We start from the raw sequence: 14038 nt of genomic DNA, 5'->3' as shown, positions 1-14038 counted from the left end.
CTAAGTTACTTTAGTTTGCTTGTTTCATATAAAACTGCAGCATAAGACATAATTTTTCCGGTGGAAGAGTTAAACAATCTTTGATCTTCTTTTCCGGGATATGCCGATTCATAGCTTCTGTGATGTTTGATACTTCATCTTCGGAAAGTTCGAGTATATATCTTCGGATAACATCTTCCAGATTCCCGGAAAGATCCCAAGATTGACGCACATCATAAACAGAAATGGTTTCTGCGGCAGATTCTTCATCTGCCTCCAAGGAGGATGTGTTGTCTGACGTATCATAAATTACAGAATTCATTTTTTCGTTGACAGCATTCTGTAATTTTAAAGTGGCACTATCATCTTCCAATTTCTTTAACTGTTGAAGCAAAAAAAGATTTCCTTGCGGGCCATTCAGTTTCGGATCATCCAGATCCAGAGAACAAAATTCATCTTCGCTGAGTTCGAATAACATGCCGGAAGATTTCCCTTCTTTTAGATCATCGCGTATTTTTGCTTGAAGACCTTCATCCGGAAAATAAAATTTCTCCTGGTGATTTACTGTATGCAGGTTTCCGTTTTTATCACGGAAAATTTCAACTGGATGGGTATAAGGTCCATATTTTTTTGCCTTCAAATAAGAGGGATCATGGAATGGCTTATATTTTTTGTCGATGATTGGTTTACTTGCAAATGGAAGAATGATGCAACTGTCTTTATCCATTTGTGCAACTTCATTTGCATCCATAAGCGAACGCTGCAGGCGATCGTAGCTTGTGCTGCTGCTTCCGTTTTGACCGTATGAAACACTACCGGATGCCTTTTCGATTGTGGCAGCACCCAACATTTTACTGATAGTTTCCTGGGTGTCATACGCACCACGGCCGGAACCAAGAAATAAAAATACAGCACAGGAATCCATGAATACTTTCCATCCGTCACCCTTGTACATGGTTTGCAGCTGACTAATTGATTGCAGGAACAGCATGACAGCAATGTTACGAGATCGAAGGGTTGTGATTAAATGTTCAAAACCTTCCGGCCGTAACCCGTTGCCAAACTCGTCCATCCAACACTCAACACGAATAGGAAGAACACCATGGTAATTCTGATCTGCTTCTACCAAAAGTTCATCGAACAGCTGTTGATAAAGCATATTTCCCACAAAATTGTAGCTGCTATCGTTTTCTTTTAGGACTAGAAATAATGCTACTTTACTTTTTCCATCCCTGTGCCAACCGGTTCCAAGTTCCCATAAGTTCATATCATCTGCTTCAAAAATGCGCTGAATAGATTTCGAATAAAAGAACTTGAATTTTCCATTTAAAATTAAAAGAACGGAAGCAACTGTTTCGGGCGCACCTTCTTTTAATTTACGATAATCTCTGACAGCTGGATGATCTGGATACATATCTGCTAATGCATCCATTAATAAAGATAATTCTGTGGACTCTTCTTCATCCTCAGAGCGAGGTGGTACTTTTTTACTTTCCAGCTGCATGAGCTTTGTTACTTGATTTAAAGTTTGCGTAGCATATACAGGTTCCCATTTTAAACCGGCTTCTGCAAAAATCTTTTTTTTATCTGGTACAGATACAGCCCACACGAAATAAAAGAGAGACTGCAGATAAAGAGCGCAACCATCATCCCAGAAAGGGTCGCCTTTTTGGGCATCCGGGGGTTCCACAGACTTGAAAATATTCATAATCAATCGTGGAATATCATCTTCTGTTCGGATATAAACAAAAGGATTGTATCGATCAGAAGATTCCATGTTTTTTAAGTTCAAAACACGGATCTGATAACCGTTCTTTTGCAAATAGTTTCCATATTTTTCCACAAGTTCACCTTTAGGGTCCATGAATAAATAGGAAGAAATACATTTTAAAATATTTGGAGCAATCACAAATAATGATTTACCGGTACCAGGAGCACCGACAACAATCATATTATTATTTGGAAAGGATTTCGAACCGGATAAAGCCTGATTTACGTGTTTGGAAAGAATGCGGTTATTTTCCGGATGCTTAAGATCGGCCATGCGTTTATTTGCAGTGTCCGGATCATCCCATTCTGCAGAACCATGTTCGATGTCTGAATGTGTGTTGCGATGCGTATCCAAATAAAACGCAAGAAAAAATACCCATCCGGTCAGACCACATCCAAGACTAATCAATGTGTACTGATTAAAACAGCGCCATGGATGATTCATCCATGACGCTGTTTTAAGATTTATATCATTACCAGGTTCACCCAAAATACCTGCAAATACAAGGCAGATTAATTCGACCAAAATAAGAATAAGCACAAGACTTTTAATTGGAATCTTTTTTTTCTTTATCATTTTTTCTCCTTATATTAAAGCTTTAAGTCTTTTTTCCTTATAGGGGAAGATTTAGGCTTGTGTTTAGAAGCAGGATTTTGAGAAAACTTTAAAATCTTATTTTGATTCTGGCCGAACTGTTTTGTTATGTTTTTGCGTCGAACTGGATCATAATAAGGTAGTATTTGCGCTCCTTTCATATTCAATAAAGGATTCGATGTTGGTGAATCATTTTTAAAAATTTCATATTCCTTTTGTGGATCAATTGCTGAAACAAGAGTTTTTCCGTCATCAGCAATGGAAAAAAGAGGAAGTTTGATATGCAATTTAGAACCAGGAATACGAGAAATAAAAGTCTTGTCATCCATAATATCATCAACAAGACTACAATTAATGGTAACGGGAAAAGCTGCTTCTTGAGTAGAAACATCTGGAGAGCTTTGTGAAACAGTTTTTTCCATAGATTTTGCTTTTGATGATTGCTTTTGAGGAGCTTCGGACGGAGTTTCAGTTTCTGCATACGGAATATAATCTAAACGATGTGTTTCGTCAGATTGTTCTGTATACTTGGAAAATTCTTTTCCAGACAGACTGCCGGAAGGAGTCTGAAGAATCCCTTTTTCATCCGGACGATAGACATTATAATTTTTTTCCGGATCAAGAAAAATAATAAAGCCCTTACCATTGTCAACGGAAAGAGCTTCCTGAATACGAACATATTCTCGGTCACCTGTCTGCAGCGCAATTTCATCTTCTCTTCTGGCAGCTACTCTTTGAGAAGGAATATATCGTTCGATTAACCCTGGTCGGTTCTTTAAGGTTTCATAACGATCGACTTCTTTCCCAGCCAGGGCTTGCTCAAAAGACTGTGCATTCAGATTTTTTCCTTTCTGCCAATTTTTTGGATCGGTTTTTTCCTTTATTTCCGGCGAAGCTGTTTTCATATAATCTTCCTCTGACATACGGCCAGAATCAAAATATTCTTGTTCAGTTATATCTTCTACCAAATTTTTAGCTGCATCCGGAAATTCTTCTAAATATGCTTTAATAGCTGCTGCGAATTGTTGCAGAGATTGATTCGCAACGGCAATCTGGATGTGATTATCTCCATATTTAAGATCCGGAAGAACAGAATAGTTCACGCCACGTTCGTCCAATATATCCAGGAATTGCTCTAGTTGCTCATTATCTTCCGAAGCATCTCCGAGTGCAAGACTTTTGATTTTATAATTTCCGGAAGTAAGAGCTTTCAACTCTTCAAAATCCAGTGGACCACCAAGATCGAGCTGGTTTGTTACATAAGATTCGTATAATGCCTGCCATTTTGCAACGTCTTTTCCACGTATGGCAATTTGCTGGCAGGAATCCTGAATATCCAGATCAGGAAGGAGACAGTAGGTAATTCCAACCTCTGTCATGGAATCCATGAGTTTATCCAACTGTTCCGGATCGCGTGTGGGGAGATTTGCGATAATATAATCTCCATCACAGGCTTTCATGAATTGTGTAAAACTTTTGAAGTCTGACGTGGAGATTATATGTTGCTTATGTAGTTTCATACAAAATTGAATCAGTCGGAAGGGAGAAAGCAGAGCTTTATTTACTACCTTTCCGGTTACACTACCTGCGGAAGCTGCTGCTTTAACAGCCCCTTTAAGAACAATCATTTCTGTGTTGACCAAGATAGCAAGGTCACCACTTCCACCTGCATCTTCAGCTGCCATTTTTAATACCTCCTTTAAATAACCTTTTTAGTTGTCTTTTTTACCTGCTTCTCGGGTTTCTGCTCAGGACGTTGCATTTTAGAAAGTAATGTATTTGTTCTTTCCTGCAAATTACCCAATGTACGCTCCATAGCGTAAATCTTACGCTGGACAGAAGCAATCTTACCCTTTTCTGGGTCCCACGGGACATATTCAAGAAGTTCTTTTCCGGTCAATGCCCGGCCAACGTTTTTTACACTATTGGAAACATCTTGTACGGCCTGCTTTGCATCGTTCAGCCGCTGGAATAGTACATCGAGAGAATCCTGCGTATGCTGCATTCCCTTTTGCAACGAAGCCAAAGCTTTTGGAACATGAATTTTTTCAGCAAACGATAAAAGCGCATTTTTTCCAGCAGTTTTTAATTTACTCTTAGTCTGCAGAACAACATTGGCAAGGCGGGACTTGTTAAGTGTTATGAGTTTTTCACTCTGATCAAGATTATTCTGTACAGTATCAACACTGTCAGAATCATTAAAAAATCTTTCGTCAATAGAATTTACCTGTTCTTTGAGTTCCCGGAATTCTACTTGCATTTTCTGATGCTCTTCTTGTAATTTATCCAGATGACTTCCGAGATATTGCAACAGATTAGCTGCTTGAGACATATCATTTTTCAGAAGAGCCTGTAGTATCTCTTGAAATGGTTCCTGATCAACCAATGGAAGAGATATATCCATAAGATTTTCCATTTTTGCTTGTTGATGTTCTGCCTCCGGACTTTCCGGAGTGGTGTTTTGATGCTGCATAACTTCTTCATTGTTGGATGAAGGGATACTAATTTCAGGTGCAGAATTAAGATCAAGGACAGCAGTTTCTTCTGGAGTTTGTTCGGAAAGCGGAACTGCAACTTCTTCGTTTGGCTTTTCAAGAGTAATAGAACTTCTGGTTGGCCGCTGTGGAAGTTGTTTTCCAGAATTTAAACATTCCCTTGCTTCTCTTACATAGGAAAGTAGAGCATTTGCATAAGATACATTTTTTGAATCACAATTTAACTTCTGCAATCGTTTGGCTCCAAGTTCTGTATCGTTTAATTGTTGATGCCGCTCAAGGTAATCCGATAAAGCAGGTGGAGTGCTGTGCGTAACGCCATCCATTAACGTGTCGGCCACTTTAACTTTAGAAAGATCAAGGAATGCATTATACTCCTGCGGCGTACCATTCATCAAATAATGAAGTTCATAATTAAGAACACCGGATTCTTGGTGAATCAAAAAGCTATCTGCGTCTGATAATGGGATTTTGTCTCCGACGGACAACTTTTCTACTGTACTTTGCAATATAAAAATCATAGGCTCTTGTACATCTAATTTACTTTGAGAACCCCATGTTTCACGGCGTTGCTGCATAGTAGCCAAAGGGAGTTTGATTCCATTTTTAATCTCTTCATCTGGCATTCCAGAAGCTTTTTCCAAGTTGATTTCATTAAGCTCATCATTAGTCAGTTGATATATGTACCTTCGAATAACATCGTCCAAAAGCCCGGTCAAGTCCCAGTCTTTCTTTCGTTCTTCAAAATTATTTTCAATTTCTTGTGACATAAGAACCCTTCTTTCTTTTTAGTTCATGTGTTGTAACTGATCCTGAAAGGATGTTGAAGTGTTGGATAAACGATTGGCTGTACGTTTCATTCCATATAATTGCTGAGAGTATAAAGTGATCGCGTGTTCTCTTTGATTTAAAAGGTATAGATTGATTTCCTCTAATTCTTCGTTGGAAAGTTCGAGAGTATGACGATCCAGAAGAGTTTTTAATGTGGATGAAAAATCCCAATCCTTTTTCCGGGGGCCCAGTGACTCTGACATATGGTTTCCTCTTTTCTACAAGTCAAATTTTACTCATCGTTTTTTTGGGACGTTTCAGTGGATGCTGCGTAGGACGTGACTTCTGTTTGCGCTGCTCTTCATATTTGTGGTCAATATATGATAAGTCCTGATCGCGAAGCGCACGTACATTTTCAGCTCGTAATTCATAGTCAGATCCATTACTTGGCTTACCTTCTGCAGCGAGATCTGCCTCGATTTCATCAAGAGATTCATAGTATGATCGGTAAATACTCGCAACTTCTTCCACGTCTTCCGGGGTATAACCATTTTTCAAGGCAATAATTTTATGCTTTTGGACCCGAGGATCTTCTTCTTGCTCAACAGTCTTATTTGGTTCATCAAATGCTATTTCCTGATCTATTTCTTGACGTAATTTTTCTGCTTTCATTAGGTCAAGTGTAGACACCATCGCAGATAAAAGCTGTTTTTGATTTTCAACCAGTACTTCTTGTCGCTCAATTAATGTATCTATATCCATAGTTTCTTTCTCCTTTTTTGTAATAAAAAAGACTGCTTAGCAGTCTTAAATGATTGGGCGTTTTTGGGAACATTTTGTATGCTTGTTTACTGTTTTTTGCCTTTTGAAAATATTATTTGAAAAGATATTCTTTTTTGATATATTCTTCTAACGTCATTCCTGCGGCAGCAGATTCCTGATTAAGTTCTTCCTCTACAGGAATTAAATCCGGAACATAATCTGTAAATAGCGGCTCATCAGGCAAATCTAAACCAGAATTAAGGCAGTATCTACATTTGGATACATATTTATCAAAATCTGTCAAGTATTTTTGCTGCCATGATCCTTTCTTTACAGATTGCTCGTTAAAAATCTCGTGAATTTTCATGGATTTCTCAGAAAGTTCCGCTTGCATTTTGTCAATAGACTTATAGTATGATCGGCAAATACTAGCAATTTTCTCCGCTTCTTCTGGAGTATAACCCTTTTTCAAGGCATTAATTTTATGTTTTTGAATCCGAGGATCTTCTTCTTGCTCAATAGTTTTTTTCAGTTCAGCAGAAAGCTGTTTTTTATCTTTGATTGGTCTTTTTTGTTTTTGAATTAATGCATTAATATCAAATTTCATATTTCTTTCGCCTCTTTCATTTTTTCTCACTTTTATAATAACAGAAAATTAGGTATATGCAAGAAGCCGGGGATAGATTGCTGAACATAGGTTAAAGGGTTGGCTGTTTTTTTGTGGCTTTCTTATTCGTTGTTTGCTGCTTTGGAGAAATAAAATCATTTGCAGCATATTCCTCTACCGTCATTCCCGCAGCAGCAGCTTCCTGCTTAAGTTCTTCCTCTATTTTTTGCCTTTCTGCAATTAAAGCTGGATCGTAATCTTTTAACATCGGTTCATCGGGTAAATTCAAACCAGAATTAAGGCAGTATCTGCAGTCGGATACATAGTTATCGAAATCTATCAAGTATTTTTCCTTCCATGATTCTATCTCTACAGATGGCTTGTCAAACAGAACATGCACTGTTACTGATTTATCGGAAATTTCTTCATGTGCTCTCAAATACAGCACCAGCTTATTTAAAAGAAACAGTCCATTGGTACGGATTTTCTCTGCAAGTTCCGGTGTATTACTGGATGCCACCGAATCATAATACTCAGAATCATATGCATACATAAGTGCCATATTATGAAGGTGATCGATCAAGGAACCCTCATAATCACCGAAATCCTGGCGGCCTTCATAGGAAAAATTTTCTTTCCCCATATTATAATTCAACAGGAATTTTGTCTTTTCATAATAGTGGCCGCCATATTGTTCTCGAATATCGGCATCAATTAATTCAAACCTTTTATTTGCTTCTGCGATCGGAATAACCTCGCCATCTTCAAAATCGTTACACTCTGACCAAGTTATTGTAACAGTAGGTTCTTTACAGCGATCCTGATAGTCCTTTGCAACACGTTCGATGCAATCATATTCGGAATAAATACTGCTGTCAGCATACATATCATATGCCTCTTTTGCGAGATCTTTCGAATATTTATGTGGTACATCATATGAATTTTCCAATTCGGCAACCATAAAACTGGTAACAAATTCTTCGTGGGCTTCCATAACTTCTTCGGCCGTCAAGGTATATTCTTTCCCATCTCGTTGTATTTTCATGTTTTTAATTCTTCCTTTTTTTGATTTGTGGTTCAAAAAAGGCAGCCTCAAAATTAGGCTACCTTTTTCGGAAAATTTATAAGTATCAGTTTTCCTTGGAGACTATGAATTCCAGTTTTCGTTCTCCATATACGCTATTAAGATGTTATTGAGGCGCGAAATATTATGTTTATTTTGCTCGATTTGCTTTTGAATCCAGTTTTTCTGTGTCTGATTTGTAATGTCACTTAAATCATACTTAATAATAACGTAAGTATCATCATATTTTGAGATTGCCGGTGAATCCATGGGAAGAAAAATCCACTCGCCAAATATGTCTCCGGTTTTGTATAAGTAATCATCTACAACCAGAACATATACGCCGGTATGTTTGATTTTATTGATTTTGTTCTGCATTTTTCTCCATTTCATTTAAGGCAGATTCAGAAAGTGGTGCATCACCGGCATCAGAAGTATTATTGGAATCTTCCTGGTGCCCTGTGGTGTCTGATGTATTTGCATCCATTTTCTTCATTTCCAGTACCTCACTCTCTGTCATGCCGGCAAATTCAAAGGAAAAGTCCTGGGAATTTTTGTTGTATGTAACCAGAGTTACGGTTCGGTTACTGTCATTCAGTACGAGATAGAATGTTTCCTTACTTGGTTTATAGGTTCCATAGGCCAGATATTCACCTTCCGTTGCTGTGATATTGTTTTCCGTGATCCATTTATGCAGTCTGCAGGGAAGAAACCAGCTTTTATTGTAACCATAAGCGTCTGTACATATGGCTGTGATAGAGTGGGCGGAATCTTCTTTTACCGGTGTGCATTTCTTCAGCCAATCGTCTTTCTCTTCATCAGACATATAGATCCAGTTACTTTGATTGATAACTGGAAGATAGTCGTTATTTTCATAAATATAATCTTCCCCAAGGATATGGTATTTATCTTCTTCTGATACAGAGGAAGAAGTAACCTCCCTTTCACTGGAAGAAGATGTTTCCGTTGTCTGTGTTTCTTTTCGTTGCTCTTCTTTTTCACTCAAACTTCTTTGGTCTATGTAATCGAGTGTTTCCTGCAGCGTGCTTTCTATGGTACGTTCAGACTCAGCTTTTTGGATGTTTTCAATATTCTGTTTGATATAAGAGTCAATTTCGGATTGCTGGTCATCCGATAAGTCTTTTACGGCATCCTGAATCTGCTGGATTGCCTCTTCCTTTTTTTTACTGTAGTCTGATTGCTCCACGGTAATAGAATGTCCAGTATTTGAGTTGCTGGAATCTTTATGGATAGCGACCGCGCCTCCAACCGTTGCTATTGCAAGAGCGGCCGCCGCTATGCTTATGGCAACCTCTTTTTTTGAAAATTTTCTTTTACTCATAAATGCCTCCAACAAAAAATGTCGTAAGAGAAAGATGAAATTTCCCTTAGCGACCTTTTTTTCTTTTTAACACCTTTTTTATTTCGAAACATCAATCATGTAGTCAACAACCTTCTTGTAAAGCTGCCGTTTTTGTTCCGAATAACCGAAATATTCAAATGCAAGATCTGGGGAATATTCGGCTTTTTCGACAAGCCGCTGCATAGCCACCAGTTGCATCAGAACATCCTCTCGTTTTTCTTCCGTATCAAGCTGCAGCTCACTTCCTAGCTGCATCCCAAGAATTAAAATAGCTCCGGCTTTTATCCGTAGGATTTTGCATTCTATTTCTGTTATTTCCATTGAAATCCTCCCCATTTTCTTATAAGCATAGTCCAACCACTTTTTTCTTTAGCATTGGTTTTGTTTTCACGGATGTGATTGGCGTAACTGCCATGTCGGAGTTTACTATTGCAGGTTGTTCATCATCTTCCAGTATAAGAGCATCTGTTCCTTTCTCATCCATGTTCAGGAGCGCATTCAGTTCTGCCAGTCGCTTTAGCTTTTCAGCGAGTTCTTCTTCCTGTTGGAATGGTTTCGTTACTTCTATTTTCGCTGATTCTAATTGATTAGTTAAGGTTTCAAGTCTGTCTTTGGCTTCGGCAAGCTTATCCGGCATGGTTTTCAAAACATTGTTCAATCGAATAATATTTCCAACTGGATCAGGACCAATCTCAACAGGGTGGTTCATAGCTCCCTTAAGTCTCAAAACGAATTTTCTATTAAAGGAATCGAATGCTATATTCATTGAAAATCCGAGATATGTTCCGATTTTGGCAGTTCCATCCGCATCAGTTTGAAAAAATTTTATGATAGCGTTTCCTGCATCCTTTCTTGTGTCATACACACCTGATCCAACCTGCATATGGAACTTATCTTTGCTTGTGGCAGCATTTTGTTCATAGAGAGCTATATCCTGTTCAAGTTTTTCGATTAGTTCTTTCACCATAACGATTTGGCGTGGATAATGCTGAACAATATTATCTTCCATCCGGTATTTTTGACTTGTATAGTTTGCTTTTAACAGTCTTAAACGTGATACCTGAATGTCAAGATCCATTTTTTCTTTGATATATGGATTTCCGGTTGCAAGAGCCTTTACTTCCGCATAGGATAGAGCGGATTCGTCTACATCTTCACAGCTACGGACCGGCGATTTGCTTGTCATGATCTGGCTGATGAATTTTTGCTTGTTTTCGATCAGCTGCCAGGAATAAGCATCAAATGTTCCTTCTGTAACATAACGGAATATTTTTACCTTGCGGTTCCGGTTTCCCTGCCTTAAAATACGTCCTTCCTGCTGTTCAATGTCAGTCGGTCATTTTTTGCGGACAGTTCATACATGCTATCCTTTTCTGTTCTCTGCTCCTGCGTTTGCTCTCGTTTGATTTCTCCCTCCGTATCTTCTTGGCACAAGCAGGACAATACCTTGATGCACCAGAGCCCGGGACATATTCAACGCCGCACACCGTACAATTTTTAGCGGGCATTGCTGCCCACCGTTTTGTAGGTATGATATGTAATTCATCGACAAAGCCGATGAATTTATAGTAAATCTTGATTTCCTGCTTCACTGTTCCGTCTGCCATCTTCTCACGCTCCGAAACAAGTATCTTGTCTATGAGTGCGTTTATAACTGTTGCATCCAGTTCTTTTAAGCCTTGATAATTTCGGATAAGGGCGAGGAAGTCACGGATTCCCCGTGATTTCTCGTAGCTTTCATTAAGAGTTTCCGTCACCTCTTTCAGCCTTGCTTCAATTTCAAGCTGCTCTTTCTGGTATTTCCCCGACATCATCTCAAAATTCCGCTCGGTAATACGCTCCATGACCTTATCCTCGTAGAGAGAGGAAAACAGCCTGTCCAGTTCCGCAAGGCGTTTGTTCAGCTTCTTACGTTCTTTCTCTAATGCTTTCGCCCTGCTCTGGTCTGTTTCCGTGAGCCGCTTTTCTATGGCCCTGACCGCCTTTTCATCATTCACTGCCATATCCGCAAAACAGTTGATGTCGGCAAGAACGGCATTGAATAAATCCCTTGCTTCTATATTGTGGGCACTACACTCGCTTCTTCCGTTTCTTGCATAATTATTACATGAATACTGTACACAGTCGATAATCTCTGGGCGTTTCCTCCTGTGTACGTTCATTGCCCGCAGAGCACATCCGCAGTCCACACACTTGATAACGCCTGCAAAAATATTTACAAATCCTCCCTTGTTCTGTGGAAGCCTACGACTTGTAATAAGCTGTTGGACAATATCAAATTCCTCCTGCGTGACTATTCCCTCATGGGTATTGGGTATCACTTCCCATTCTTCGGGCAGCTTAGAGGGGCGTTTCTTGCTTTTCATATTGGCGGCAATCCGTTTGTAGCCTACAAGATTTCCCGCATATATCGGGCTTCTTAAAATGCTCCTCACGCTGTTCCCACTCCAAATATAGCGTTTGTCCTCGTTCCCCTCAAAATGACGTTCAAAGCCTGTTTCGCCACGCTCCGCCGCATAAGCGGCAGGGCGTAGGATATGCTGTTTATTAAGATGTCTGCAAATTTTGGCAACTCCATTCCCTTTTAATGCAAGGTCGAATATCTCTTTTACAACATGTGCCACTTTATCATCTATCAGCAGATGGTTGTGGTCGGCAGGGTCTTTGATATAGCCATAAGGGGCGGTAGTTCCCATGAATTTCCCCTGTTGAAACCTCGCCCGATATGCCGATTTTATCTTAACAGATATGTCAGCGGCATACATTTCGTTTAAAATGTTGCGGAAAGGCGTGATGTCCATAGCAGATTTATTCAAGGTATCTACGCCGTCATTGACCGCTATATACCTCACGTTATGCTCTGGGAAGAAAACTTCCAGATATAACCCACAATCAAGATAGTTTCTCCCCAGACGGGATAAATCTTTCGTAATCACGCAGTTTATCAGACCGCTTTCAATGTCTTTTATCATATTCTGGAAACTTGGTCTTTGGAAATTTGTACCAGAATAACCATCGTCCACATACGTTTTTGCTATGTGCCATCCCTGCTTTTTCACATAATCCGTGAGGATGGATTTCTGTGTCGCAATGCTCGCACTCTCGTTATCCGTACCATCGTCTTTAGATAAGCGGCAATAAATGCCGACTAAATAGATTTTCTTTTCTTCTTTGATTCCTGCCATACTGTAAAACCTCCGTATCTGTCCTATCTGTTTTCATGTCCCATTGCGTACATTCTAAGCGGACAGCCCCTCATTGTCGAAGGTGTCGCCCTCGGCAATCTTCTTCCGAATATCCTCGGAGATAATCGGGACAAACGCTTCTGTAACGGTCTGTGTGCCGACATATTCACGGCTGATTATCATCTGCACTGGTGCTTTTGGCACGATACGCTTTCTCTTTTTATCTGCTTTCTTATCCTCGCCCATACTTAAATCTTCCTTTCCAGACAGGGCAGGGAAGAGTTTGGAAATGTCCCCGCCCTGCCAATCAGATACCATTAATCCTCGCTGTTTAATTCTTTCTGTAATGCTTTAAGGAGTGCCGCCGCTTCATCAGCGTTCAGCGTGATTCCCTTGCCGCACTTTTCACGGTTCGGGGAAAAGCTGCGGATGTCATACTTCGGCTCTTTCCCATTCCATGAAATGAGATTGATTTCCTTTGTGTAGCCACTGTCGCCCGTAGACAATACTGCGATTTCCTTTACGATTTCATACTGGATTTCTCTCATTCTCCATACCTCAACTCTCTGTATTTACTTCCCGAAAAAAGAAGATTAGCGGCTGTCACGGTTGCGTTTCCTCTGCAACTCACGCTCCAAAAGTTTGATGATGGTTTCCTCCATCTGCTTCGGCGTTGTGTTCTTCGGAAAGTATTTTTTCAGCTTGCTTGTGTTGATTTTCAAGGTTTCTTTCTGGTTGCCCTTTTCCTCCGTCATAATCGCAAATATCGTATCCATGTCAAGCCGCCCGCTCTGGCTTAACTGTTTCATCCGCTGTGCCTGTGAGAGTGAGGGCGTTGCTTCTTCGCTCTCCATCGTGGCAAAGAGGTTTTCCTGCTCGTCTTTCTTCAAGAAGGACAGTTCCACCGCAGGCGTGAGGGCGATTTTCCCCTCGTCCACCATCTGCAAAATCGGCGGTATCAGTTCCGTCAGGCGGATAAAACGCTGCACGGTCATCCTGCCCACGCCGAAGCCCTGTGCCACCTTGTCGTCCGTCCGCAACTTCGTCACAACTTGTGACGAGGTTAAGTCTGTGCGGAAACCCTGCCGCTTCATGGCTTCGGATTTCATCTTGTAAGCAAACGCCCGCTCCGATGGCAGGATATTCTCACGCTGCAAATTGCTGTCTACAAGGGTGATGATGGCTCGGTCACGGTCTAAGGGCAGGACAAACGCAGGCACGGTATTTATCCCTGCAAGTTCAGAAGCACGGACACGCCGCTGTCCTGCAATCACTTCATAACCGTCCCCGTCCTCTTTCGGGCGTGTGATTATCGGCGTGACAATGCCAAATTCCTTGATGCTTTCCGCTAACTCTGACAGTGTTTCATCTTCTGCCACATGAAACGGATTGTCGGGGAACGGGTACAAGTCTTTGGTCTTTAACACCTTAAAATCCTGTTTCTTCAT

General features: G+C 40.2%; 14 protein-coding genes and 1 pseudogene. All 15 read right to left on the bottom strand.

From position 1 onward, the window contains the following. Positions 1-10: 10 nt before the first annotated feature. Positions 11-2326, bottom strand: a complete 2316-nt coding sequence (locus DXD92_RS09035) for a VirD4-like conjugal transfer protein, CD1115 family (protein WP_118595993.1) — start codon at positions 2324-2326, stop codon at positions 11-13. A gap of 14 nt (positions 2327-2340) precedes the next feature. Then, the gene (locus tag DXD92_RS09030; RefSeq protein ID WP_118595994.1) at positions 2341-4029 is read right to left on the bottom strand and encodes a hypothetical protein; all 1689 of its coding nucleotides are present in this window, start codon (positions 4027-4029) and stop codon (positions 2341-2343) included. A gap of 14 nt (positions 4030-4043) precedes the next feature. Further along, positions 4044-5609, bottom strand: coding sequence for a DUF6674 family protein (locus DXD92_RS09025; RefSeq protein WP_117805185.1), 1566 nt, complete (start codon positions 5607-5609; stop codon positions 4044-4046). A gap of 18 nt (positions 5610-5627) precedes the next feature. Continuing rightward, positions 5628-5873 (bottom strand): hypothetical protein, encoded by a 246-nt coding sequence (locus DXD92_RS09020; RefSeq protein WP_118595995.1) that lies wholly within the window; start codon positions 5871-5873, stop codon positions 5628-5630. Positions 5874-5895: 22 nt separating this feature from the next. After that, positions 5896-6372 carry a hypothetical protein gene (locus DXD92_RS09015; protein WP_117805187.1) on the bottom strand — a complete coding sequence of 159 codons (477 nt, stop codon included), beginning with the start codon at positions 6370-6372 and terminating at the stop codon, positions 5896-5898. Between the two features lie 112 nt (positions 6373-6484). Continuing rightward, positions 6485-6979 (bottom strand): hypothetical protein, encoded by a 495-nt coding sequence (locus DXD92_RS09010; protein ID WP_117805188.1) that lies wholly within the window; start codon positions 6977-6979, stop codon positions 6485-6487. A gap of 91 nt (positions 6980-7070) precedes the next feature. Then, positions 7071-8024: an LPD25 domain-containing protein gene (locus DXD92_RS09005; protein ID WP_118595996.1), complete on the bottom strand. Its 954-nt coding sequence runs from the start codon at positions 8022-8024 to the stop codon at positions 7071-7073. Positions 8025-8126: 102 nt separating this feature from the next. Next, positions 8127-8420 carry a hypothetical protein gene (locus tag DXD92_RS18800; protein ID WP_118595997.1) on the bottom strand — a complete coding sequence of 98 codons (294 nt, stop codon included), beginning with the start codon at positions 8418-8420 and terminating at the stop codon, positions 8127-8129. After that, positions 8401-9384, bottom strand: a complete 984-nt coding sequence (locus tag DXD92_RS08995; RefSeq protein ID WP_118595998.1) for a hypothetical protein — start codon at positions 9382-9384, stop codon at positions 8401-8403. The genes DXD92_RS18800 and DXD92_RS08995 overlap by 20 nt, the downstream gene beginning before the upstream one ends. A 78-nt stretch (positions 9385-9462) precedes the next feature. Then, positions 9463-9726 carry a hypothetical protein gene (locus DXD92_RS08990; RefSeq protein ID WP_117805192.1) on the bottom strand — a complete coding sequence of 88 codons (264 nt, stop codon included), beginning with the start codon at positions 9724-9726 and terminating at the stop codon, positions 9463-9465. A 607-nt stretch (positions 9727-10333) separates the two neighbouring features. Beyond that, positions 10334-10741 (bottom strand): annotated as a pseudogene (locus DXD92_RS19655) (helicase); the annotation flags it as partial. Next, positions 10734-12590, bottom strand: a complete 1857-nt coding sequence (locus DXD92_RS08980; protein WP_001820670.1) for a recombinase family protein — start codon at positions 12588-12590, stop codon at positions 10734-10736. The gene DXD92_RS08980 and the pseudogene DXD92_RS19655, both read right to left, overlap by 8 nt. 54 nt (positions 12591-12644) lie before the next feature. Further along, entirely contained in the window at positions 12645-12836 is a 192-nt protein-coding gene (locus tag DXD92_RS08975) for a hypothetical protein (protein WP_001820669.1), read from the bottom strand. Positions 12837-12907: 71 nt separating this feature from the next. After that, the gene (locus DXD92_RS08970) at positions 12908-13138 is read right to left on the bottom strand and encodes a YdbC family protein (RefSeq protein WP_001206986.1); all 231 of its coding nucleotides are present in this window, start codon (positions 13136-13138) and stop codon (positions 12908-12910) included. Between the two features lie 45 nt (positions 13139-13183). Further along, positions 13184-14038 (bottom strand): ParB/RepB/Spo0J family partition protein, encoded by an 855-nt coding sequence (locus DXD92_RS08965; RefSeq protein ID WP_000743700.1) that lies wholly within the window; start codon positions 14036-14038, stop codon positions 13184-13186.

The sequence above is a fragment of the Blautia sp. TM10-2 genome, assembly GCF_003480845.1.
GTDB classification, from domain to species: domain Bacteria; phylum Bacillota; class Clostridia; order Lachnospirales; family Lachnospiraceae; genus Fusicatenibacter; species Fusicatenibacter saccharivorans.
The sequence above is the reverse complement of the archived record's forward strand: the minus strand, read 5'-3'. Positions and strand labels throughout refer to the sequence as shown.

Coding starts and splice junctions, on each gene's coding strand:
- DXD92_RS09035 (WP_118595993.1), bottom strand. CDS start 2,326: ATGATAAAGAAAAAAAAGATTCCAATTAAAAGTCTTGTGCTTATTCTT.
- DXD92_RS09030 (WP_118595994.1), bottom strand. CDS start 4,029: ATGGCAGCTGAAGATGCAGGTGGAAGTGGTGACCTTGCTATCTTGGTC.
- DXD92_RS09025 (WP_117805185.1), bottom strand. CDS start 5,609: ATGTCACAAGAAATTGAAAATAATTTTGAAGAACGAAAGAAAGACTGG.
- DXD92_RS09020 (WP_118595995.1), bottom strand. CDS start 5,873: ATGTCAGAGTCACTGGGCCCCCGGAAAAAGGATTGGGATTTTTCATCC.
- DXD92_RS09015 (WP_117805187.1), bottom strand. CDS start 6,372: ATGGATATAGATACATTAATTGAGCGACAAGAAGTACTGGTTGAAAAT.
- DXD92_RS09010 (WP_117805188.1), bottom strand. CDS start 6,979: ATGAAATTTGATATTAATGCATTAATTCAAAAACAAAAAAGACCAATC.
- DXD92_RS09005 (WP_118595996.1), bottom strand. CDS start 8,024: ATGAAAATACAACGAGATGGGAAAGAATATACCTTGACGGCCGAAGAA.
- DXD92_RS18800 (WP_118595997.1), bottom strand. CDS start 8,420: ATGCAGAACAAAATCAATAAAATCAAACATACCGGCGTATATGTTCTG.
- DXD92_RS08995 (WP_118595998.1), bottom strand. CDS start 9,384: ATGAGTAAAAGAAAATTTTCAAAAAAAGAGGTTGCCATAAGCATAGCG.
- DXD92_RS08990 (WP_117805192.1), bottom strand. CDS start 9,726: ATGGAAATAACAGAAATAGAATGCAAAATCCTACGGATAAAAGCCGGA.
- DXD92_RS08980 (WP_001820670.1), bottom strand. CDS start 12,590: ATGGCAGGAATCAAAGAAGAAAAGAAAATCTATTTAGTCGGCATTTAT.
- DXD92_RS08975 (WP_001820669.1), bottom strand. CDS start 12,836: ATGGGCGAGGATAAGAAAGCAGATAAAAAGAGAAAGCGTATCGTGCCA.
- DXD92_RS08970 (WP_001206986.1), bottom strand. CDS start 13,138: ATGAGAGAAATCCAGTATGAAATCGTAAAGGAAATCGCAGTATTGTCT.
- DXD92_RS08965 (WP_000743700.1), bottom strand. CDS start 14,038: ATGAAGAAACAGGATTTTAAGGTGTTAAAGACCAAAGACTTGTACCCG.